Below are 24,071 nucleotides of genomic sequence, written 5' to 3'. Positions count from 1 at the left end.
GATCTGCAGGTCCGGCAGGTTTATCATGGTGAACTTTTCGGAACTTTCAATCCGGCAGGTTATTTTTCCGCCACTGATCAGGTGTTAACTTTACATACTTTTTGAAGAATTTTGAAAAATTAGATGGGTCGTAGGTCAGGGTGATGGCGATATGCGCAATAGACGCGTTGGTTTCCTGCAGCAGTTGTTTGGCTTTTTCAATAATTTTCTGATCGTAGAAGTGGCAGGGATGAGCCCCCATTGTTTGCCTGATGGTATCGGTCAGGTGCTTATGTGAAACGCATAACTCAGCTGCGATTTCATTCAGCTCCATCATTTCCGTCGCTCTCCCCTTCACCAGGTCATCGAGGTGCTTATCCAACAGCGTGAAGTATTGACTGGTTATTTCCTCACTCCGTTTTATCCGTTTGGTACCAATATCAGCCATTATTACTTTTTTACAAATTTACTATCTAAAGATTATAAATCCATACCTGCAACATGGTGAACTTTCGGGGAAGTATATCAAATTTTTTTTGGGCAATCCTAACTATTAAGTTAGCTTAGGTCAATACTTTCTTTTAACAACTATGAAAAAACACCTGGTTATTTTATTCGGCATCCTTTCTTTGTTTTCCCAGAGCTTTGCACAGAAAACCCAAACGCCTCCCATACAAACGCTTTCCATAAAAGACCTGGAAAGTACTTTCAATGCCGGCGAGAACGTTAAACAATACCTGGCAAAAAAAGGATTTAAAAACGCACACCTCCTGGACAATAATGATTACAACGAAGACACGGTAGTAACCAATAATGCAAAAGGTGATAAGATCCTCCTGGTGTATTATTACGGACGTGTTACCGCGTTGTTATTCCAAACTTATTCTTTCCCAACGGCAAAAGTGGTATTGAGCAGTGCTGCCTCCCGCTATCAGTTGACCGACAGCGCCGCACTGGCAAAAGGTCCTGGCAACAAAACATTCCTGCAAAAAAGATATGCTTACCTGGAGAAGCGGAACACCGCATTATCAACCACTCCGCCATCACCCTATCCGGAGGGAAGGTTTGTTTTTTGTTTTATCAATCCTTCAGAAGGAAATGAGAAGAAACAGTATACCATTCGTTTCTGGCAAACGCAAACAACGGCAACTTCCGATGTAATGATAGAGATGCCGGATCAACAGAACCGGCCAACAGCGCTCAATTCATATCAATATGACCGCTTCCAGATCGATTCACTTAAAATAGAACGGTATATACATCCTGCCAAAATCAATCCTATTGCCCCCGGTGTACCCGGCCAGATGAACGAATTTATACTTCACCATATTTTTGAAGATCATTACCTCCCCCTTCAATTCCTGGATTACGCCAACGCACAATCAATTTTTATAAGCCCGGATAATGAAAAACAACGTTCATTGGAATACCAGTTTAATACTGCCGGACAATTAACGGCTGTTTTATTAAAAAGACAACAACCTTCCGCAGAAAGGGACTGGGAGCGTTATATTCCTTTCGATGCGGAAGCATATTCAACTGTTACCATCACCGATAACAATCAGGCAAATTTCGGGTTTGATACGAGGCAGCATGCCATAACATACCAGCAGACCATTCCCGTTAAAGCAGGCAATGTGTCGCTGGACTACCATATGGATACGATCATCGCATATAGTCCCAACTGGTTAAGGGTTTATAAAATGCTTAATAAAACGTTCTTCCTGATTGAAGAATACCATCTTTCACCGGAAAGTTACCAGAAGAAAAAGTTAAATACCGGCCTTGAATTTACACTGGAAGAAAAAGATGGAAATGTATATTACTCCTGCTTCAACAAGGAAAAGGACCGCATGTTGTTTAAACGGCGCTATTCTAATACCGGTTGGCAGTTGCCCTTAACTATTACCGATTACGACGAACGAAGCGCTGCTTATGGCCGTTTATTTGAAAGCTACCAGCAAAAACAGACCGGAGAAATTATAAAAGAAACCCGTCAGCATGGAACTTATACCTACACCATAGAACATGCTCATTTGAGCGGGGTAACAGGGTGTAAGGTGATGTATAAAACGTATTAGGACATCGCAGCATAGACCCTGACGGCTGCTTGCTGATCCAATATGGCTGGTAAAATCTTAAAGCCTTACAGTAATTACTGTAAGGCTTTAAGATTTTATGATCTTTTTGGCGGCCCTACATAAACTGCTTTATGACGCCATGGTTTACTTCACTGGCTGCTTCACTTTAAAAAACTGCAGTACCAGTCCCACCACCAGTAATCCCAGCAACACCTTAATGCAGTTCTGCACAATTGAAGAAGTAGGTCCATCGGACAGCGGGTGCCCCACCGGCACACGTAGTAAGGTTTCGTTTATCGCCGGTATCAGGGAAAGGAACATGGTAAGCGTCATGCAAAGCACCTGTATCAGCAACAAACTTCTTTTGCCGGACGCTTTGCGCCCCAGCAAATAGGCCACTCCGAGTAAAATAAGTATTAGTATCCCGATACCGTGCCCGGGATTAAAGCCACCCGCTTTGGAAAGCCCAAAGGAAGTGACCGAGGCGATCACCGTCAGTATGCTATATATTTTGCCCGTATTGGAGAAAGGGTTGATGATACCTTCTTTCAGCAAGGCCGCTACAGCAAATAATAAAGCAACGATGGCGATAATGGTGTGTACAATACCTAAAATACTCATAGGAAAAGGATCTAAAGGGTAAATAAAATGATTAAACGTCTATTCCTGAATTTTGGTTCAATGGCCCTGGTTCATAAATTTAGAAAATCCTTTTTGTAATTACGTTAATCGTGAAAGATCAATTTATTTACCGCTGCTATTTCCTGGCCGCTGATGGTATGTCCCATATTTGGGTAGATGATTTCGGTTACCTTCGCTCCCATTGCTTCCAATAAGCTGGTACTTTCCTTCACCCGGCTCACCGGTACATGAAAATCCGGATCACTGCTTCCAATAAAAATGGGTGTACCATCAAAATCACCATTATAATTACGGTGGTCAACATGGTCACCAATAACCCCGCCGGTAAAAGCCACGATGCCACCAAACCTTGCTGCATTGGATGCCGCAAATTCCAGTGTCAGACATGCACCTTGTGAAAATCCCAACAGGAAGACCTGCGATTTTGAGAAACCTTTTTCTTCAAGATCTTCCACTATATCTCCCAATACCTTCAGGGAATCAGAAAGAAACGGTTCATTTCCTTCCCTTGGCGCCAAAAAAGATTGCGGGTACCAGCTATTACCTTTCGCCTGGGGAGCAATAAGTGCAAATGCCACAGTATTTAGCTCCGCCGCCAACGATAAAATATCCTCCGCTGATCCGCCGCGGCCATGTACCATGATCAGCACCTTCTCTGCCACATCAAGGCGCTTTCCTGCTGTCAATATTTCCTGCATAACTATACTAATTTTGGAAGCACTTTCTCTAAATCTCCTCTCAGATGCGCATGTTGATGAGGCAACATCAGGTGGGTACCCAGTTCATTCAAAGGTTCATCAACTGTAAAACCCGGGTTCTCTGTAGCGATTTCAAAAAGGACGCCGCCCGGCTCCCGGAAGTACAGCGAGAAGAAATAGTCCCTGTCAATTTTTGGGGTAATCTGTAAATTCCTGCTTAATACTTTTTCCCGGAGCTCCATTTGCACCTGCTCATCTTTTACACGGAAAGCCACATGATGGTTCGTTCCTGCAGCATTTATCCCTCTCTGGCCATCCGGAACTTCCAGTAGATCTATGATTGCTGCTGTGTTTACGGTGTCTGTAATGAAGCGGTACCGGTTACCCTCCTGAGAAAGAAAACGATAACCCAGGATATCGGTCAGCACTTTCGCGGTTTCGTCCATTTTCCGTAAGGTAAGCGTGGTACTGTGAAAACCCCTGGTAGCAGTATCTTTCTTAATCTCGTCCGTTACCCAGGGTACCCTGTTATCTTCCGCTTTCGGAACAATGAGGCTGAGCGACAATCCGTCCGGATCACGGAAAGAAAGAAACTGCTCACCAAAACGCTCCGCAATTTCGCTGGTCTTCACCTGCTTCTTTGCAAACCTGTCTAACCAAAACTCCAGGCTCCCGGCAGGAACCGCATACCCAATTTCAGTAGCCATTCCAACACCTTCACGTCCCTGTCCAATTCCTTCCCAAGGAAAAAATGTAAGAATCGTTCCGGCAGATCCGCTTTCATCACCATAGTAAAGATGATAAGTTCCAGGATCGTCGAAGTTGACTGTTTTCTTCACTAACCTTAAACCCAAAGCTTTGGTATAAAAATCTAAATTTCCCTGCGCACTTCCCGCAATAGCGGTGATATGGTGCAATCCTAAAATACTGTTGTTCATAATGATGTACTGGTAGTCAAGAAGCATACCACTGCATATTTCCCTTTAAATCAGCACTTTATCACAAAACCCTTTTTCAAAAAAATACTATATATCGTAAATTTATGAATTCACGTGAAGCATTAGCTAACGGATGTTTTGTGCAAGTTTGGAATTGGTGATCACTTCCTGCGGTATGAGCAACGTATAACGGGCATCATTGGCAGGCAGACTGTATACCGTTCCATTTACGGTACGGGAAAGGTTCTTTGCAAAACGGGTGTCTTTATTAAGCCTCCGCAGATCCGTCCACCGGAGTCCTCTCATCAACAATTCCTTACGCCGTTCCAAAAGGATCTTTTGAAGCGCATCAGTTGCGTTGCTTACAGTAAAGCCGGGATAAGTTCCCGTTGACCAACGGGTGGCGAGTAAGGTATTCATATCGTTCACCGCATTAGCGGTTTGCCCTGCGCGTGCGTAACATTCTGCCCGTACCAGGTACAATTCATCTACCGCAAGACCATTAAACAAAGCGGATGAACCCACTGCTCCTTCATAGTTACCGACAAAGCGATAAGTACCTGAAGGTACCGGCACATCCAGGTTCTCCTTCACCAACAATTGTTTACGAAGATCATCGTTCTGATACGCGCTGATAATCACGGGATCGATCAGCGCTTTGTTTTCATCGCCAAAACCTACTTCCAATACACTGTTTTGATAGTCAATAACTGAATGGAATATTACTTCTTTATTGAAACGCAGAAAAGGATTATAACTGCCCAACTCGAGTGTGTTATAATCAAGCAGGCCGCTTTTGAGCTTCAGCGCTGCATCGGCAGCGGATAAGGCATTGGGATAATCTTCCATCGACAAATAAACGCGGGCGAGCATGGCCAGTGCTGCTGCTTTGTTTGGCCGGGAAGATATACTGGAAGTATTGTTCAGTAAACCCGCCGCCCGGGTAAGATCATCAACGATCGCATCATAAGTTTCTTTTACGGTGCCCCTGCCGGGAACATCGTTGATATCTGAACGCTTATGGATAGGAAGGCCCGGTTCCTGCATGGTAGCGGCGCCATAAGGTTTGATATACACTTGTGCCAAAGGCCATAAAGCATAGGCACGCAGAAATAAGGCGCTGCCCTGCAGGTTATTGATCACTGCCGGCTGGTCTGTGTCCTTAATTTTTTCCAGGGCTTCCAGCACCAGGTTACAATGATAGATCTTATTGTAAGAGGCCACCCACTGAGTTGACGCGGCACGAATAGCATTGGGCTGCCAGGTATACAGCGCTTTATCTTCCAGTGTAATCGCATCTGAATTATAACGGTTATCATCCAGGTAATAATCATCAGCGGCAATCTCCCCGTCTATCGGGTAATTGATGTTGAACAGATCATAATTATCCAGTATCAGCTGGCAATCTTTTGTTGTTTCAATAAAAGACTGCGACCCACTTTTTTTGATGTCTACATATTTCTGACAAGCGGTAGCCGTAAGCACACACACTATCAAAAGAATATATTTTATATAATTTTTCATGACTCGTTCAATTAAAAGTTAGTTGAAAATCCCAGGCTGTAAGTACGCGGCAAAGGATAATCGAATACTTCCGGATCTATCCCTTTATCGTTGGCGCGCCAGATAATACCCAGGTTGCTGATGTTGGCATATACTCTTGGATCTTTAATACGGCATCCAGGCTTTACTTTCAGGGTATAAGACAGATTGATCTCCTGTAATCTTACATGATCCCCTTTCACTACATTGATGGCCGAGTAATAGTAAAAATTATCCCTGTTGGGGTTACCCGTCGACATGACGGCCGACGGCACATTAGTGCCTGTTTCATCGCCGGGGCGCTGCCACCTGTTGTTATATTCTTCCCCCTGCAAACTGTTACCGGAATACAGGTTGCCATAGTTAACCACCTGCGCTAAAGGCCGGCGTACATAGTAGCCGAGTTTGTAAAGCAGGTTGGCCGACAGCGCAAAAGAAGCGTAGGAAAATGTATTCCTGAATGACCCATAATACACAGGAACCGCGCTGCCAAAATATTTCAGGGTACCCAGCGGGGCATTCTGAATAGCTTTGTAATTGTTGTCGCCCTCGGGGGAATTAGATATGGTTACGATGTTACCATCCAGGTATCCCCGCGGATCGCCGGTTTTAGGGTCCAGGCCCGCCCACTGATATCCAAACAACCGTGACAGGTCGTAGCCTTCGTTATAGGAACCGGTGCTGTTACTCACCGCCGCGCCGGCCTGGCTGGTAGCCGTGGCAAACAGCTTCGTTACCTTAACCCGGTTGTAGGCAAACAACAGGTTGCTGTTCCATTTGAACGCCCCTGCACTTACGTTCAGCGAGTTTAGTGTGAGCTCTACCCCATGTCCCTGCAGGTTGCCTGTGTTGTAATTGATATTGGTGTATCCTGTGCTGGGATCAAGCGCGCCGCCGGCAATCAGGTCGGTCGTTTTCTTGCTGTAGTACTGGATATTACCGGAAAGCCGGTTGCCTTTAAACTGGAAGTCTACACCTATATTGAGCACGCCTGTCCGCTCCGGACGCAACTGGCTGTTAGTGATGCCGGTGCCGAAGGAAGTATACGCATACGGAAGATTATTGGTGCCATTGAGCGTGGAATAAGTGATCAGTGGCCTCGCAATAATCAGCGGGTTTACGTTTCCGTTATAACCATAAGTTGTTCTCAGGGTCAGTGAAGGCACCAGGCCCCAGTGATAAAAACTTTCGTTGTGAATATTCCAGGCGCCGCCTACAGAATAAAATGGTGTCCCTTTCTGGTTGGTGCCACGGCCAAACTCACTGGAAAGATCCTTGCGTATACTGCCTGAAAGCGTATACCTGGCGTCATACGTATAGGCAGCATTGGCATAGTAACTGAGGGTGCGCACTTTATTGTCGATAAACCCGGTTGAAAGATTAGGAATATATTCACCATTGTACCCGCTGAAGTCTTCTGCAAAAGCAATTGGTATCATGGTTTTAAAATCCAGCTTGTTATTGGTATACAAGGTGCCTTCATCATAGCCGTAGTAACCGTTGCTGGCGGCAAGACTATAAGACTGGGCCATATCAAAACCTGCAATGGCCGATAACTGGTGCTTTTCTTTCCAGGTATGGTCAAAGTTCAACTGTCCCCTGAAGGTATGATTGCCGGAGGTAGTTTGCATAATCGTGTACTGGCCTCCTAAGGGCAGTTGACGGTTATAAGGCTCCACTGGTTCCAGTGTTCTGGGATCTACAGACGCGGGCGAAGTGGTGAAATAATTGAGCAGGTTCCTCATATAAAATGAGTTTTGCCGGTAAAGGGTATTATCATTATTTCTGCCGGTGTTATAATTATACGTCAGCTGTGCGGTAAGCCCGTTTGATATCCTGTAATTGGCGTTGATGCCCAGGTTCAGGTTCTGCGATTTCAGCTTGTTGTATCCTTCATTGATATCGTTCAGCGGCACATAGCGGTAGCTTAAAAATTTATCGGCATATTCCTTTTCCACCGCAGCGGCAAAGCCCTGGCGGTAAAGTTTGGCAAGTTCCAGGTAGTTACCCTGGTCATCGGCTAAGCGTGAGTAAGGATAAAAGTTGGCATCAGTAGCGCCGGTGATCCTGTTTTGCGGGGCTTGTTCGTTGTATTGCTGAACATTGTAAGAAATATTTCCCTGTAGTTCGAGTTTTTTGAGCGGTTTAACGGACATGGAATAACCGAGTGCGATCCGGTCGTAGTCCGAATTTTTTGTATTGTTGATGGTCTTGTCCCATCCGCCAGACAAGCGGTAGTTAAAGCGTTCGCCGCCACCATCTACTCCTAAGGAATAACTTTGGGTAACTGCATTTCTCAGAAAATATTTATCATAATCTTTCCTGATGTCATTGTTCCTTAAAGCATCCAGTTGCGCGTTGGCCTGCGCGTCGGTCAGTGTATGTTTAAACTTCCAGGCATCTACAATTTCTGCTACCGGTGATTTTATTTCCTGCCCGTATAAGTGGGAGATGCTCAGATCCGGCAATGGCCGGTTCTGCTGTTCAAAATAAGCTGCCTGTGCGTCGATGTAATCAGAAACGCTCATTGTTTTATTGTAGAACAGGTCCACCTTTTCGGTGACATTAATATTGCTGTTAAAGGTTACCCGTGGTGCGCGGTTATATCCCCCACGTTTTGTTTTAATAACAATAACGCCGTTGGCAGCGCGGGAGCCCCAGATAGAAGCGGCGGCGGCATCTTTCAGGATGGTTACGCTCTCTACATCATTAGGGTTCACCCGGTCGATGGAGTACGGACTGGCAATACCATCGATCACCACCAGCACCTGTCCGCTGTAGTTACCGTTCAGGTCTGCATTCACTGCGTCATTCAGGGTATTTTTACCACGGATGGTAAGGTTGGCCAATGGAGACTGCCTGGCATTAGGCGAAGCTGAATTGATAGGACGAAGATCGTTACGAAAATCCAGCGAGGTGGTAATCCCTTCCAACCGCCGGATCAGGTTGGGATTGGTGGTGTGTTGAAGCTGCTCCTTAGAAATGACTTCAAAAGATCCCGTGGCTCTTTCTCTTGGCAATTCCTGCAAACCGGTTGAAACGATGGCCACACCCTTCATTTCAATGGATGCTTGCTTCAGCAACACATTGATGGCTGTTCTGCCCTTTACGGCAATAGTATCGGACTGGTAACCGACATAAGAGAATATCAGGCGGCCATCGTCGGGTACTCTGAGTATTTTGTACAGACCGCCCTGGTCGGTTGCCACTGATATGGGAGTCCCTGACAACCGGATGGTGGCCCCGGGAAGGCCCACGCCCTGGTCGTTGGAAACGAATCCCATAATATCAACGAAATTGATCGCCGGCGCGACGGCGCCTACCGGCTTTTCTCTTAGTATAATGGTATTATCATCGATAGTATAGGACAGTGGCTGGTCTTTTAAAACCAGGTCCAATACGGTTCTGATATCAGCCGCTTTTATATTGATACTTACTTTGTGGGTATTTTCCAATAGCTGGGTAGTGTACACAAATTCATAATTGCTCTGCTGCCGGATCTTTGTAATAATCACCCGGATAGCCACCTCTTTTTCCTTGAGTGATATCTGCTGGGCAAAGGCTGCCGACACGCTGAAGAGCATGATGAACAGTAAGCAGGACGTTAATCGCATGATCCGCCGGATTTTACGGACATACAAATGATGCATGCCGGATTTCATCGCATAATTTTTATACATTTGTCTTGTTTGGTTGATAGTTGATACAATCAGGAATTTTATTGACAATACTGCCAGGCGCCAGCCAGTTGTGTGCAACCACATCTGGCTATTTTTCGCCCTTCAGTAACTTATTATTTGGTGACGATAATTGTTCTTCCCACAATTTTAAAATGCACTTTATTGGTCAGTTCCAGTTTTCTTAATACCTGTGAAACGTAGGCACGGCTGCTTACGCGGCCGCCAAAATCATCGGTTGGCAATGTTCCTTCATACACCACTTCCATATCGTACCAGCGGCTTATTTTACGCATGATCGACTGGATCTTTTCATCCTGGAAAACGATATAATTGTTTTTCCAGCCGATGGCTTCCTCTGTATCTACCAGGATGGTTTTAATTCCGGCGTCACTTTTCTGCGCCTGCTCTCCTGGTTTCAATACTACATTACCGATACGGATACTGCCTTCCAGCAGGGTTGTTTTGGTGATCGACTCATCGGTATAGCTGCTGATATTGAAATGTGTTCCCAGCACTTCCACTTTTTGCCCACGGCTTTTTACGACAAAGGGTTGCGCTTTATTTTTTGCCACTTCGAAGTAACCTTCTCCCTGCAGCTCAACTTCCCGCTGTTGTTGTCCACCAAAGCTGGAAGGAAAAACCAGGCGCGAAGCTGCATTGAGCCAAACGACAGAGCTGTCGGGCAATACCAGCCGGTACGTACCTCCTTTAGGCGTTTGCAAGGTCAGCATCCGGATACCATCGCTTAAAGCGGCATCCCCCTTGAGCTTTGTATTATCATCATACCTTACATCGCCGCTGTTCACCACTATGCCCGTCCTGGAAGAATCCAGCACCATCGTACCACTGCCGGCAACAGACAAGGTTGCTTTGTTTGTGGCGGGAGGAATATCATTCTTACTCTCCGCCAGTTGGTTGACAGAAATTGCCGGTGTATGCGCCGGGCGGTAAAGAAAATAAGCGCCTATCCCGATCATGAAAGCTGCAACAGCTGCTGCGGCCACCAGGTTACGCCGCCATCCAAACAGGCGTTTGACCGGACGGTATTCATTTTCCAGCCGCTCCCATACCTGGTCAACGGCAGCAAGCCGCGCTATCATATCAGGCGCGGCCGCCCCTTCTTCCCGGTAGCTTAAGTACCATGACTCCAGCAACGCCAATTCCTCCGGGGTGGCCTCTCCCAGCCTGTAATGCTCCAGCATCTCCCGGATTTGTTGTTCAGTTAGTTCGCTCATAACCCGCGTATATTATGTAAGACAATCAACACCTCCCCAGGAGGTATATTTTTTTTATTTTCTTTTCCTGCTGATCAAAAGCGCTGCTGCACAGGCGATCATTAATGCAGGTATTCCCCATAATGTTCCTGACCGGTAAACCGATAATTGCTTTCTGCTGGTTAAAATGGCATCGTCCTGCGGCGCCGGGCGGCTCACCTTCACCGGGAACCGGCCATCGCTGAACCATCTAAAGATGCCATTAATAAATGGGAAATTGTATGCCTGCGGAATGGAATTATTACTCATAAAATCGGCATCTCCGCTGATCAGGATCTTTTGCTCCCTGTTGGCTATTTTACGTTTGAGCATCAGGACCAGCGGTTTGCTTCCCTTCAGATCTCCCAGCTCGGGCTGGTAGGATACCGACGACGATGAAGGATCAAATCCATTCTTCCTGTTCCAGCCCAGGGCGCTGCTTTGCAGCACGGTATCCGCGGTGAAAACACTGTCTGTTACCTCCAGCATGGCCGCAGAAGGCATGGCCACAGCCGCATTCATGTACATCAGCTGATCCAGGTATTCGTTATTTTCTGTGGCAATGCGCCCCTGGATAAGATCGGCAGGCGCATTTTTATCGGGGTTCACCATCATGCCCGGGGACAGCTGCACACCAAACTGACGCAGGAATGGATTGATCACCTCCCGGTGCGAAGGTTCTGCTGTAATCAGCATATCGCCTCCCGTAGCTATATAACGGCGCACACTGGAGTCGGCACGGTGGCTCAATGGCTTGGCCGGATCTGCCAGTATAAGCAGGGTTGTGCTTTCCGGCACATCCGCTACATCCAGGTTTACGCTTACTACATCAAAGCCCTGGTTGATCAGCGACTTCCTGGTTTTCCTGGCGTTACTGAACAAATTGTAACTCCGGTCCCCTTTTATCCGGATACTGCGTTCATCATCTCCTTCTATAAAAACAATCTGCTGGCGTGGCGCCATCAGCCTCTTTATAGCAGCCGTAATTTCCGCTTCTTCCGGGAACTGGTTATTTTCATTATACAGCCGGAGAAAGCTGGTGTTGCCGCGGTAGCTGAGCTGCCGGACAAATGTATTTTCCTCTGGCGCCAGGTCAATAATTTGATGGATCTGGTCAGGCGTTAAAAAATCGTCAAGGTCAACTCCTATATTGTCCGCCACTTTTTCAGCCACTTGCTTTGTATTCAAACCGGTAATATCTCCCTGGTAAATCATATTTGGATTACTGGCGAGATCGGTAGCATCATAATAATAAACATAGTTCATTTTGATACCAGGTATAAACCTGCGGAAATCTTCAAAACGCGACAGATCCGTGTTTCGTGATACCGGCAGCCCGGCGTATACATGCTGATCCAGGAGGTTTACGTAAGTGGTGATTATGAGGGGGCCTTCCATCTGTTTGGCAACAGCCTGGCTGGCCGGTGTCAGCGTCTGGGACTTTTGCGCGGTAACATCCAGGTAGAAGATACCGGAGGGTCTTGCACTTAAATATCCTGCCAGCAAAACAAATGCAAGGAGCGCAACATACTTGCCTGCCTGTATGGCCAATGGTTTAGACTCACGGCTCACCTTAAACCGCAGCATCGTAAGACCCAGGAAAAGTAAAATAATGAGCAGGTAATAGATGATATCCCTGGAGGTAATCAGGCCATTCAAAATACTTTCCGTTCGTCCTGATAAAGACAGAAAATAGGTAAGGTCTCTTACAAAATCAATGCTTTGTCCTACCGTTCCAATATACTTCAGCACCGCAAATACAGCAAGGGTACTGATGGCAGCAACCACCTGGTACCCGGTAAGGCTCGACATGAACAGGCCAATAGCCGCGTAGGTGGCTGTTAACAGGAACAAAGACAACAATCCAGCGCCGATCAATCCAGCATCCGCATCTTTAATTACACACATACCAATCAAACAGTAAATGCCTAAAATAGCCATCAGCATCAGCGCGTAATAAATCATGGCGAGGTATTTACCCAAAATGATTTCACTGATTTTTACCGGCGACGATAGTAATAATTTGATAGAACCGCTGCTGATTTCCCGGCTTATCAGTCCCATGGTAAGCAGCGGGATATATAAATAAAGATTTTGCAACACTTTGTCGAACAGCCCATTGGTAGCGGGAAAGAGAAGCTGCGTTAAATTATCTGCTTTTTCTCCCATCATAAACAACTCCTGGAAACTGCCCAGCATTCCAAAGAAACCCATCCCTGATTGCACCATAAAAATCACCAGCACGAGCCAGGCTACAGGGGAATAAAAAAGTACGCTGAGCTCCAGCTTAGCTATTTTAAATATTTTAGTCATAACAGGTTCAGGAAGTTTTGTTTGATAACTGTGCAAAAATTTCGTCCAGGCTGCTTTTCTCCAGCATGATCTCTGTGAGCTGCCAGTTATCGTCAACGGCGAGTTGAATAATAGTAGAAGACACCAATGAAGTAGTGTCAAAATGCATCCTGAAACCACCATCATTCAGCAGTTCTACATGGGTGATCCCGGGGATGGCCGCCATTGTTTCAATTGGCGGCGGATTGTTCATATAAACACGCAGGGAATTTGGCAAAATGTAATTATTGAAAGCCTTCATGGTATCCGCAAATACCATTCTTCCGCCTTCAATCATGCGTACATCATCGCAGGTGGCCTGCACTTCCGATAAAACATGAGAAGAAAAGATAACGGCCCTTTCCGTGGCGATTTCTTTGATCAGCTTGCGCACTTCCAGTATCTGGTTAGGATCCAGTCCGTTTGTTGGCTCATCCAGCACAACAAGTTTGGGCCGGTGTATGATGCTTTGAGCGATGCCCACCCGCTGCCGGTAGCCGCCACTGAGGTTGTTGATAAGCCTTTTGCGGAAATGGGCAACCCCGCATTTTTCCATCGCCGACGCTACTGCCACCTTTACATGCCGTTTATCGATGTTGCGCAGGTAAGCGCAATACGTTAAGTATTCACTAACCGTCAGATCAAGGTGCAGCGGGGCGTTCTGAGGGAGGAAGCCTATCCTCATTTTGGCTGCTTCCGGCTGCTGCCGGATATCAATCCCATCTATCTCCACGGTACCTTCTGTCTGGCTCAGTACCCCGCACAGGATGTTCATGGTGGTTGATTTGCCGGCGCCGTTTGAACCCAGTAAGCCCAGTACGCCCAGCTTGCTGATTTCAAGGTTGATATCGCGTATGGCCCAGTCCCGGCTGTATTTATGAGACAGGTGTGATACTTTTACAATGCTGTTGTCCAATTTTCTGATGATTAGCTTTAAAAAAGTGCTTTATACATCATAAGACAGGCAGGAAGACTATAAGTGGTATAGCCGGGAGAAAAATATTTTAAGCGGACCATCCCCACCTAGTGCTTTAGCATCCAGAGCAGGTAGAGATAAGCAAAGAAACCTATTTTTTTACGGAGATGTTTTAAGGCATTAGACATTTGCTTTTTCACCGTTTGCTCGGTAGTGCCCATGATTTCAGCGATCTGTTTATGGCTCAGGTGCTGTTTCCGGCTTAACTCAAACACTTCCCGCATTCTTGGCGGAAGGTCGGCTATTTCTTTCTCAATTGCCTCTGCCAGCATAGATTCGCGCACCTTGTGATCGGTAACGGCCGTTCCATGTTGGGAATAATGTTGTATGGAGTCAATATATTTCTGCTGAAGTTGTTTTTTCGCAAACAGGTTCAGGATATGATTCCTCACACTGCTGTATAGGTAACCTGATAAATTACTTTCAATCTGAATGGCCTCTCTTTTTACCCAGAGATTAGAGAAAATCTCCTGGATCACATCCTGCGCATCAATGTCGTTGCGGGTTTTATTCCAGGCGTGATGGTGAAGTACCAGTTTATACCGGTGATAAATTTCTGCAAAGGCATTCCGGTCTCCTTCCTTAAGTAATAAGACCAGATCAGGATCAGAATAATTGCTATAATTAACCATACGCGTACGCTGGTAAGGAGGAACCAGTGCTGCAATTATAATAAATATATCGTAAACCCGGCAGAATTTTTCACAATCAGAGAAGATGTTTAATGTAACGGGGACTACGTCCAATGGCTTGTCCCCGTTACATTAACTACCGTTGCTATTCTTTGATAAATTTGATCAACTCAGCATTGGTCTTATCTTTTTCTTCGATAAATGCGGCATGCCCGCTTTTCTCAAAAGGCACCAGTGTTGCATTCTTTATACCTGCCTTCATCTGTTCAGCCAATGCGTACGACACGATGCTGTCGTGCGTAGCGTGCAGGATGAGCGTAGGTATCTTTATTTTGGGCAGGTCTGATCGCAGATCCTCGTCCCGGAGTGCAATAAGCGCCTGTTCTGTGGCGTATGGCGAAGACTGTGCTTCAATACCTCCCAGCCAGTTACCCAAACCTGGTGTCAGCGAAGTTGGCGACAGCGTGAACTTTGCCGCTACGGCATCAAACAATACCAGTTTTTTTACATGCGCCGCATTAAATTTGGCGACATAATGCAGTGATATCGCTCCGCCCATCGAATGACCGCCAAGAATGGCATCTTTAATGTTTAGCTTATCGAGTACTGTTTTAATATCCGTTGCAAACTGATCGTAGTTGTACTTGCCATAAGGCTTGCCGGATAAACCAAATCCCCGCAAAGTAATGCCAATAACCCGGTAGCCGGCCTTTACCAGGGCATGGTACTGGTATTCCCAGCAGGTTTACTGAAGTATGGAAGCGGCTACAATCACGTCAGCCACTTCTCCCGGATGGGTCATGAACAGTGTATGACCACCTTTCATTTCCACTACCTTGCTGCCCGCCCTTTGATACATGGTTCTTTCCAGTACAGGATTGATGGTGCCATCGTCGGTGGGAAGAATAGCATAGGAAGGTTTAGTTTTCCAGGCCGCCGCGGTTACTTTATCAACGAAGGCTGTCACGGTTAAAGGAATCTGCGAATCATACATGAAGTCAGATTTCTCTTTGCTTTGTCCCGTGGCAAATGTTTTGTTAAACTTATCCTTATCCAGATACACCAGCCCTTTTTCATCCGGGGGCAGAATACCATTTACTTCCAGGATTGGGGCCGACTGAACAAGGGCCAGCGTTGATTCATCGACATCAGGAACAAAAGCAGCCACATACACCAGGCTCACTACTTTAGGATGTACACCCGCTTCAGTGATAACAGTACCGCCCCAGGAATGACCTACCAGCACGGTGGGTCCATCCTGCCGGTCCAGCGCAACGTTGGTCGCTTGCACGTCGTCTTTCAGTGTAGAGGTAGGATTTTGTACCAGGGTAACATTATATCCTTTTGATTTTAAGATATTGTAGGCAGCTTCCCAGCCGGAAGCGTCTGCGAAGGCGCCGTGTACAATAACGATATTTTTTACAGAAGAAGCACTCATGTTATGATATTATAAAGATGATGGAATGGATAAAAGGCGATCTTTTACTTTAACCCCAGGTATTTTTTGAGTTCCGCTGCGGCCTGCACAAAAAGCGATTTTGTTTGGGGAATGTTTGCCAAAGCATTCAGTAATCCGAAGTCGTGGATCATTCCATTGTATCGAACGGTGGTTACCGCTACGCCGGCTTCATCGAGTTTGCGGCCGTAAGCCTCACCGCCATCACGGAGCACATCCGCTTCGGCTACCTGTATTAGGGCAGGAGGAAGTCCTTTTAACTGATCGATCGTAGCGTTAAGTGGAGATGCGTACACCTGCTCACGTTCTGCAGGATCCGTAGTGTACTGATTGTACATCCATTTCATTAAAGGCGTGGTCAGAAAACGGTCCTGTCCGAATCTTTTGTAGGTATCATGTTCAAAGCCGGCGTCAACAATCGGCCAGAACAGCACCTGTACAAGGATCTCAGGGCCTTTGTTTTCTTTGGCTTTGATCGCTGTTACGGTAGCCATATTACCACCTACGCTGTTGCCTACAATGGCAAGGCGACTGCCATCCACACCAATTTCAGCGCCATGCTCCGCTACCCATTTGGTGGGCTGCATAAATTTCATTCACCGCCTGGGGATAGCGGGCTTCGGGTGACGGTGTGTAATTCACAAAAACGCCTGCTGCACCGGATAACACCACCAGGTCCCTTACCATTCTTTTATGCGTGGGATAATCGCCCAATACCCAGCCGCCGCCATGGATGAAAATGAATACCGGGAGTTGTTCTTTGTTTCCTGCTGGTTTTACGATATTTAATTTGATCGAAAAACCACCGGCGCTGATCGTCTTTTCACTTTCTTCAATACCGGAATAGTCAACATCCGCAGCCGCCTGCGCATTGATCAGCACCTGGCGGGCTTCACTTACGGAAAGTGTTTCCAGTCCCGGTGCTCCCGGTACATTCAGCACACTTAAAAAAGCTTTGACGTCTTTTGAAATGGCCGGATCATTTGCTACCGCAGGCACCTGCTGTGTAGTTTCTTTTGTGCTCATAGTTATTGGTTTGTTTTGCCCAGGCAAGTCAAACGGTGTGCCCAGTTTTAATCAATTAACAATCAAATTCTTATGAAATTAATTAGTTTTAAAAAATACGACATGTCGTAATATTATGATATCGCTTTCTTGTCCGGCTCTATGAAATTCAGTACTTTCGATGATGCAGAAAACCAATCATACGGGTCCGGTGGATATAGAACAGGGCAGTCATGTGGACAAGAATGCCATCTTTGAAAATCAACTTATTCAAAAAGAAAATGAACAGGCAAGTTTGCTTTGCGTAGCCGGCAGAATTGCTGCGGTGCGCAGCCGGGCCGACCTGTGGGATATCATCAATAATGAAATACTCGACCTGTTTAACAGCCAGTATTATACTTTATGTTTATTGTCTGAAGACGCTACGACGCACTATCCGTTTTTGCATAGCCGGGATAAGAAACTGGAAAATGGTAAGGTGGACAGTCCCATTATTCACCGCCAGCATCCTGTGAATGACGGGGTTTTTAATCTCGCGTTGTCCGCTGATCAGCCGGTGATTTTTCAACTCGCTGCACTCACCAGGCAAAAGGATATTGCGCCCTATGTTCACTATTGGTTTAAACTCGGCATCAAAGAAATGATGCTGGTTAAAATCACCAATGCCAACGAGGACAGGGGTGTGTTATTTCTTTATTCAAATAAGGAAGGGGCCTTTTCAGCTGAAAAATTCAACCTGCTCGCCGGCGTGGCAGACCTTTTAGGAACCGGTATGTGCAATGTGCTGGCCAATGAAAAGATAGAACAGCAGATGGAGGAAATAGACCGGTACAGGCAACAGCTGGAAGAAGAAAAGGCTTACCTGATAGCCGAACAATCGGCCAACCGCTTTTCAGGCTTCATTGGTCATTCACCCGAAATCCAGAAGATTTTCCGTTTAATTTCGCAGGTAGCGCCATCAGATGCTACCGTACTTTTACTCGGGGAAACCGGCACCGGCAAGGAGTTGGTTGCCCGTGCCATACATGAGGCGTCTCCGCGCCGGGGGAAGCTCATGATCAAAGTGAATTGTGCTGCATTGCCGGCGAACCTCATAGAAAGCGAATTATTCGGCCATGAGAAAGGAAGTTTCACCGGTGCGTCCGACCGCCGTATCGGGAAGTTTGAACTGGCGAATAACAGCACCTTGTTCCTCGATGAGATCGGAGAATTGCCACCGGAGCTCCAGGTGAAATTATTAAGGGCATTGCAGGAAAAAGAAATAGAGCGGGTGGGTGGTGGAAAAACCATCAGTGTGAATGTAAGGATCATTGCCGCCACCAACAGGAACCTGGAAAAGGAAGTGTCGCAAAACCGCTTCCGGAGCGACTTATACTACCGGTTAAATGTATTCCCTATTACCTTACCTCCCTTACGGAAACGAAAAGAAGATATTCCCGCCCTCACCTCTTATTTTATAGAACGGTTCTCCCGGAACTCCGGGAAAAAAATTTCGGGCATCTCCCAAAAAGCAATGGAAAAATTAATTTCCTATGCCTGGCCGGGTAATATCCGTGAACTGGAACACCTTATTGAACGCGCGGTATTGCTGACTAATAAGAGCATCATTAAAATGATCCAGCTTCCTGAGCAAATTGGTGCAGAAAGCAGTTTAAATGACAAAGCTTTTAAGATCCTGCCGCTGGAAGAAATAGAACGGGAGTATATTCTGAAGGTGCTTAAAATATGCAGGGGAAGAATTTCAGGACCCAATGGCGCTGCTACAAAATTAAAGATGCCGGCAACTACCCTGATATCAAAAATGCAGCGGTTAGGCATTAAAAAAGAACATTTTGTTACCGGCAAAGAAGACGGGGAAGCGTGAAACTATTTTCCTTTAAGATCGAGCTTACCGGAAGTGTAAGCCCAGTAGATCCACAAGGCCACACAAAGAAACAACGCAGCTGTTGGTTGCACAAAGGAAAGGATAAAGGCCAGGGTATGCACCGGGATGCCGTACAGGTAATTCCTTTTTATACGCTTAATACCGTCGTCGGTGATGTCTGGTCTTAACAGTTGCCGGTCCTGGCTGGCGATCCACCAAAGCAGGTTGAATGCCAGGTTAATGCATACAAATAAAGCGGTATAAATGGCCACTACAATATGAACGGAGGAAGTATGGTAGTAACGGGAGAGTAATGCCGTAGGATAGGAAACGCAGGTAGCCAGGAACAGGATAAGCCCGTTGGCGAACATCAGCGGGGTATTGCGCCGGTAGATCTGTTTGAAGATTTTATGATGGTTGACCCACATAATGAAAATACTGAAAAAAGACAGGCTGAAAGCCAGGAAAGAAGGCCATTCCGCGGCCAGCTTTTTCAACAACGAATCTCCTTTCCCGTTTTCTTCCATCAACGGCACATGCAGTTCCAATACCAGTAAAGTGATGGCAATGGCGAAAACCCCATCACTGAAAGCTTCTATCCTTGTTGTTTCTTTTTCCATGTGACGGCATTCAAAAAATAATACTATTTGTAACCCGATTCAATTCCATGTTTTTTCATTTTGGAGTATACAGTTTGCGCAGGTAACCCAAGCATTTCGGCAGCGCCATTAACGCCAGAAACCCGGCCCCTGCATAGTTTTAATGCGTTCATAATATGGTTCCGCTCCATCTGCTCCATCGTTTCAAAGGAGGTGGAACCCGGATTTTTTTCCAGGTGTACCGGCAAATCAAAATCAGTGATCTCATTGTTCATCGTCAGAATAACCTGCCGTTCAATGACATGCTCTAATTCCCGGATATTGCCCGGCCAGCGGTGTTCCAGCAGTGATTGCATGGCTTCCTTACTCACTTCCGGTACCTGTTTTCCCAATGCCAGTGCAAACTTTTTAAGAAAGTAAGCGGTCAGCGGCGGAATATCTTCTGCCCTTTCGCGTAAAGGCGGCAACGCTATCGGAAATACATTCAGCCGGTAATACAGGTCCAGCCGGAACCTTCCTTCGGCCACTTCTTTTTCAAGATTTCGGTTGGTTGCCGCAATCACCCGCACATCTACCGGCACTGGCATATCGCCGCCAAGGCGGTGAATTTCCCTTTCCTGTAATACGCGCAGAAGTTTTCCCTGCGCTTCTAAAGATAATTCACCGATTTCATCCAGGAAGATGGTACCTCCACCCGCCTGTTCAAACTTACCAATCCGTTTCTGACCGGCGCCGGTAAAGGCTCCCCGCTCATGACCGAATAATTCCGACTCTAAAAGAGCCAACGGCAAGGCAGCGCAATTAACCGTTACCAGTGGTTTGTTTTTCCGGTTGGAAGCTTTGTGAACGGCCTGCGCAAACCGTTCTTTTCCTGTTCCGCTTTCTCCCAGCAGCAATACGGAGCTGTTACTGCGGGCTACTGCACGGATTTTTTCGAGGGCCTTTTTCAATGCAGCTCCTTTACCAATAATGTCGGGAAAGCTGTTGTCGTCATCGCTTACAACGGTCGTATTATTTTCAGCAACACCATGCTCCGCGCTATAACGGTACCGGGCAATGTCCAGCATCACCAGCAGGTCGCGCTCGCGGAAAGGCTTCACCAGGAATCCATATGGCTGTGTTGTTTTTGCTGCTTCCAGCGTAGCCTGGTTTGTATTTGCAGAGATAAACAAAAACGGTTTTTTCTGCAGAAATAATTCTTTGGCCAGTTCAATCCCCGACACCGGCGTCTTCAACGTAATATCGAGCAGCACCCAGTCGGGATCTTTAAGCGCAATTAACTCGCGGGCCTGCTCTACAGAAGAAGCAATCCCACACATGGTATAACCGGCTTTCGCCAGCATAATACGCAGATCATTGGCAACGATAAATTCGTCTTCCACGATCAGTATTTTCTCTTTTAAACTCATCCTGCAGGCGTTTTAACTGTTTATAGTACTAAAGGTCCTGCATTGAAAGGATAACCTGATTCTTACGCCGGCTCCCACAGCAGCCGATATATGGAAATTGCCATCAAGCTGACCGGAAAGGCCGTGCATCAGGCTCATTCCCAGCGATGTGTTCTCCGGATCCTGTTCCTGCAAAAAGCCAATACCATCATCTGAAATCAGCAGCAAACAACCGGCTTCGTTTGTACGTTTCAATGAAACATAAATATTGCCTCCCTGGTCTCCCGGGAACGCATATTTGATCGAATTGCTCACGGCTTCATTAATGATCAGCCCAATGGGCACTGCCTGGATAACATCGAGCAGCAACGGATCAGTTTCCGTAGTGAAAGAAATCTTATCTGTTTGTTCAAACGACTCCTTCATATAACCAATCAATTCCCCCATGTACCATTTCATATCTATTTTCCCAAGATTATCAACCTGGTAAAGCCGCTGATGAATGAGCGACATCGCATACATGCGGTGCTGACTGTTGCGGATGGCAGCTATTGCATCTGCGTTATCCAGGTATTCAGACTGCGTATTGAGCAGGCTGATCACAATCTGTAAATTATTTTTAACGCGGTGATGTACTTCTTTCAATAACCACTCTTTTTCTTCCACCAGCTTTTTCAGCACTTCGTTCTGATCATTTATTTCCCGTTGTTTACTTTCCAGCTCCAGGTTAGAACGTTTTTTCAGCCGGTAACGGTTATACATTAATGTGGAGAAAAGCACCAGCATGGCTACACCTGCGGCAAATGCATTGCGGAATACTTTCTCGTTTTGCAACAACACCTCCTGCAGCGCACTTTTCTGCGTAAGTAATTCTATATTTTTATCTTTTTGCCTGGTTTCAAACTGTAATTGCAGTACTCCCAGTTGTTTCGCCTGGGCAACACTGGTTAAAGAATCGGAAAGCAATTTATATTGCCTGAAATGGCTGAAAGCTGAAGAAATATTACCCATTGCCGAATCAGTTCTGTAAAACAGGTACTCTCCTTCCACCTTCCGTACAAGCGCCAGTGGTATGCTGTCTTTGTAGTGGGCATAACTCCGGAGATAGGGAATCGTTTCCTTATAACGGCCCACCGACTGCAGGTAATAAATAATCGCCAGGCGCAAAAGCTGGCTGGTTCTGTCAGGTATCCTGCGCTGCTGATAGCTGCTTACCAGGTTCCTGAAGTAATGATCTGCTTTGTCGAACTCCATGAGCGCCATATAGTCCTTCATATAGATCATTGGTTCCAGCATCCGTTCCGTTTCACTCGCAGACGGCCCATATTGCGCGCTAACCAACAAGGTGTCGAGGCTTCTCCTGTATCCGCCCCTATTGCGGCAGGCGTCTGCAATATTGACAAGCATGGTTTTAATACTGCCGGTGTCCCGGTTACTCCGGGCCAGTACTAATGCTTTATTGAAGTAATCAATTGCCTCGTCATAATATTTAATACTATAGTAATTCAGCCCAACACGGTTATATACGGTCGTCATCACCGGTCCTGTATCGCCTGTTTTTTTTCCGGCTTCCACGGCGAGTAAATTATACCGGAGCGATTGAGTGAAATTGTTTAACTCGTGATTGATTTCACCCATTATCGAATAAATTCCCTGTAAGCGCGGGTATCCTATTTGCTGGTAAACGGATAAAGTGGCTGTGAGTACTTCCAGCGCCTCCGTATACTGACCGTTCAGCTGCAGCAGATCTCCCCTGAACTCATTAAGTTTGGCCGCAGAAAGACTGTCGCCCAAGCTTTGATAAATATCGATGCCCTGCTTGTATAAACTGATCTTTGTTGGAAGGTCTTCCGCCGAATTGGAATAGCTGCCGCCCAGCTCCAATATTGCTTCCGCCTTTAGCCTGGGTGTTCCATAAACACTTAAAAGGCCAACCGCTTCCTCACTTGTCTTTCTGCCTTCAGCGGAACGTCCGGATTCCCGGTAGGCTTTTGCCAGTAACAGTTTACTCAGCCCAAGTCCTGCCGGGTATCTCAGCTCCTTACTTAATTTTTCCATTTGGCCGGCGATCTGGAAAGCCATTTTCATATCTGGCTCCAGTGACCCCGGTTTGTCGAGGAACGATTCTCCCCGCTTCATCCAGGCGGTGATAGTAGCGGTATCTCCTTTACTGCTTTGAACCAACCGGCCTATGGTTTCAGGGCCGGCAACGGACTGCCCATAGGCTTCCCCGGTAACCGCCAGTCCCAGCAACATCCATATCCATATTTTCCCCCGGATCATTTTCCTCATGGCGCAAATTTACGCGCCAGCACCTCTCCCTGCAAATAACAAACAACAACGGCCACTCCCGGCAGTAGGATAGCACTGAGTCCCAGCCATTTAGCCATCATTGCGCCGATCACGCAACCGGCTAAAAATCCCCCGATGGTGAACACCTGGCCCTGGAAATCCTTCCACGCCAGGGCATCGCCGCTCCGGCCCTTCCTGATCAGGTTTCCCAGATCCAGCGAGGCCTGGGTAACGTTGCCGGTCATCATGGTGGTTGGTCCGTGTGTTTCTTTGGCAAATAATTTCCCAAAAGCATTTTGCAGCCCCATTGCTGCTGCAGTAGTCATCACAATTGAATAGATCATTACTTTCTCTTCCACTCCCGTTAGCATAGGCTGCAAGATAGCGCCAATTCCGCAAATCATGAGTACGATGCCCTCCACGAGGAGTATTTTATACTTTTTCTGCGTTTTCTCAACGGCCCATCCGGCGGCCATTACAGCGAATACAAATACAGGAAAGGTGATTAGTTTCATCCAGGACTCCATGTGATCGCCACCCGTTGCCACCTGCGCCGCAAACACAATAAAATTGCCGGTCACGTGTGCAGAAAAAATGCCATCTCCCGATACAAAGGTGGCGGTATCGCAAAAACCCGCCACCCATGCAAGTAAAAATGTTACCCAATTGATATTGTGTGTAGCTTCTGTCATGTTTTAATTTTGTGGTGTTTAAA

General features: G+C 46.5%; 19 protein-coding genes and 1 pseudogene. 2 read left to right on the top strand and 18 right to left on the bottom strand.

The window, feature by feature from the left end; genetic code table 11:
- Window positions 1-46 precede the first annotated feature (46 nt).
- Window positions 47-427: a helix-turn-helix domain-containing protein gene (locus tag QFZ51_RS15795; protein ID WP_429047065.1), complete on the bottom strand. Its 381-nt coding sequence runs from the start codon at window positions 425-427 to the stop codon at window positions 47-49.
- A 142-nt stretch (window positions 428-569) separates the two neighbouring features.
- On the opposite strand from QFZ51_RS15795, the gene QFZ51_RS15790 reads away from it, so the two are divergent.
- On the top strand, window positions 570-2,060 hold the full coding sequence (locus QFZ51_RS15790; RefSeq protein ID WP_429047064.1) for a hypothetical protein: 1,491 nt from the start codon (window positions 570-572) through the stop codon (window positions 2,058-2,060).
- Window positions 2,061-2,204: 144 nt separating this feature from the next.
- On the opposite strand, the gene QFZ51_RS15785 is transcribed toward QFZ51_RS15790, so the two are convergent.
- From QFZ51_RS15785 to QFZ51_RS15725, 13 genes and pseudogenes are all read right to left on the bottom strand, one after another.
- Window positions 2,205-2,681: a hypothetical protein gene (locus tag QFZ51_RS15785; RefSeq protein ID WP_429047062.1), complete on the bottom strand. Its 477-nt coding sequence runs from the start codon at window positions 2,679-2,681 to the stop codon at window positions 2,205-2,207.
- A 104-nt stretch (window positions 2,682-2,785) separates the two neighbouring features.
- Window positions 2,786-3,400, bottom strand: a complete 615-nt coding sequence (locus tag QFZ51_RS15780; protein WP_429047060.1) for an alpha/beta hydrolase — start codon at window positions 3,398-3,400, stop codon at window positions 2,786-2,788.
- A gap of 2 nt (window positions 3,401-3,402) precedes the next feature.
- Window positions 3,403-4,365, bottom strand: coding sequence for a ring-cleaving dioxygenase (locus QFZ51_RS15775; protein ID WP_429047058.1), 963 nt, complete (start codon window positions 4,363-4,365; stop codon window positions 3,403-3,405).
- Window positions 4,366-4,464: 99 nt separating this feature from the next.
- On the bottom strand, window positions 4,465-5,862 hold the full coding sequence (locus QFZ51_RS15770) for a RagB/SusD family nutrient uptake outer membrane protein (RefSeq protein ID WP_429047057.1): 1,398 nt from the start codon (window positions 5,860-5,862) through the stop codon (window positions 4,465-4,467).
- A gap of 11 nt (window positions 5,863-5,873) precedes the next feature.
- The gene (locus tag QFZ51_RS15765) at window positions 5,874-9,494 is read right to left on the bottom strand and encodes a SusC/RagA family TonB-linked outer membrane protein (protein WP_429047055.1); all 3,621 of its coding nucleotides are present in this window, start codon (window positions 9,492-9,494) and stop codon (window positions 5,874-5,876) included.
- A 179-nt stretch (window positions 9,495-9,673) separates the two neighbouring features.
- On the bottom strand, window positions 9,674-10,795 hold the full coding sequence (locus tag QFZ51_RS15760; RefSeq protein WP_429047053.1) for a FecR family protein: 1,122 nt from the start codon (window positions 10,793-10,795) through the stop codon (window positions 9,674-9,676).
- 54 nt (window positions 10,796-10,849) lie between these two features.
- Entirely contained in the window at window positions 10,850-13,126 is a 2,277-nt protein-coding gene (locus tag QFZ51_RS15755; RefSeq protein ID WP_429047051.1) for a Gldg family protein, read from the bottom strand.
- A gap of 7 nt (window positions 13,127-13,133) precedes the next feature.
- Window positions 13,134-14,060, bottom strand: coding sequence for an ABC transporter ATP-binding protein (locus tag QFZ51_RS15750; protein ID WP_429047050.1), 927 nt, complete (start codon window positions 14,058-14,060; stop codon window positions 13,134-13,136).
- A 107-nt stretch (window positions 14,061-14,167) separates the two neighbouring features.
- Window positions 14,168-14,752 carry an RNA polymerase sigma factor gene (locus QFZ51_RS15745; RefSeq protein WP_429047049.1) on the bottom strand — a complete coding sequence of 195 codons (585 nt, stop codon included), beginning with the start codon at window positions 14,750-14,752 and terminating at the stop codon, window positions 14,168-14,170.
- A gap of 145 nt (window positions 14,753-14,897) precedes the next feature.
- Window positions 14,898-15,482 (bottom strand): annotated as a pseudogene (locus tag QFZ51_RS15740) (alpha/beta fold hydrolase); the annotation flags it as partial.
- A 15-nt stretch (window positions 15,483-15,497) separates the two neighbouring features.
- Window positions 15,498-16,190 carry an alpha/beta hydrolase gene (locus QFZ51_RS15735; protein ID WP_429047047.1) on the bottom strand — a complete coding sequence of 231 codons (693 nt, stop codon included), beginning with the start codon at window positions 16,188-16,190 and terminating at the stop codon, window positions 15,498-15,500.
- A 44-nt stretch (window positions 16,191-16,234) separates the two neighbouring features.
- Complete coding sequence (locus QFZ51_RS15730; protein WP_429047045.1) at window positions 16,235-16,795, bottom strand: alpha/beta hydrolase; 561 nt, start codon at window positions 16,793-16,795, stop codon at window positions 16,235-16,237.
- Window positions 16,758-17,234, bottom strand: coding sequence for an alpha/beta hydrolase (locus QFZ51_RS15725; RefSeq protein WP_429047043.1), 477 nt, complete (start codon window positions 17,232-17,234; stop codon window positions 16,758-16,760). Before QFZ51_RS15725 ends, QFZ51_RS15730 begins: the two co-directional genes overlap by 38 nt.
- A gap of 160 nt (window positions 17,235-17,394) precedes the next feature.
- Here QFZ51_RS15725 and QFZ51_RS15720 point away from each other — a divergent pair, with 160 nt between their 5' ends.
- Complete coding sequence (locus tag QFZ51_RS15720) at window positions 17,395-19,077, top strand: sigma-54-dependent Fis family transcriptional regulator (protein ID WP_429047041.1); 1,683 nt, start codon at window positions 17,395-17,397, stop codon at window positions 19,075-19,077.
- Window positions 19,078-19,079: 2 nt separating this feature from the next.
- On the opposite strand, the gene QFZ51_RS15715 is transcribed toward QFZ51_RS15720, so the two are convergent.
- Genes QFZ51_RS15715 through QFZ51_RS15700 form a run of 4 tightly spaced genes read right to left on the bottom strand, consistent with a single transcriptional unit; the run spans window position 19,080 to window position 24,048 of the window.
- Window positions 19,080-19,697: a TMEM175 family protein gene (locus QFZ51_RS15715; protein WP_370912954.1), complete on the bottom strand. Its 618-nt coding sequence runs from the start codon at window positions 19,695-19,697 to the stop codon at window positions 19,080-19,082.
- Between the two features lie 23 nt (window positions 19,698-19,720).
- On the bottom strand, window positions 19,721-21,085 hold the full coding sequence (locus tag QFZ51_RS15710; protein ID WP_429047039.1) for a sigma 54-interacting transcriptional regulator: 1,365 nt from the start codon (window positions 21,083-21,085) through the stop codon (window positions 19,721-19,723).
- 12 nt (window positions 21,086-21,097) lie between these two features.
- Window positions 21,098-23,356 (bottom strand): tetratricopeptide repeat-containing sensor histidine kinase, encoded by a 2,259-nt coding sequence (locus QFZ51_RS15705; protein ID WP_429047037.1) that lies wholly within the window; start codon window positions 23,354-23,356, stop codon window positions 21,098-21,100.
- On the bottom strand, window positions 23,353-24,048 hold the full coding sequence (locus tag QFZ51_RS15700) for a YoaK family protein (RefSeq protein WP_429047035.1): 696 nt from the start codon (window positions 24,046-24,048) through the stop codon (window positions 23,353-23,355). Before QFZ51_RS15700 ends, QFZ51_RS15705 begins: the two co-directional genes overlap by 4 nt.
- Between the last annotated feature and the right edge of the window lie 23 nt (window positions 24,049-24,071).

Source organism: Chitinophaga sp. W3I9, assembly GCF_050434025.1.
Lineage (GTDB): Bacteria > Bacteroidota > Bacteroidia > Chitinophagales > Chitinophagaceae > Chitinophaga.
This window is presented reverse-complemented; position numbering and strand designations above follow the sequence as displayed.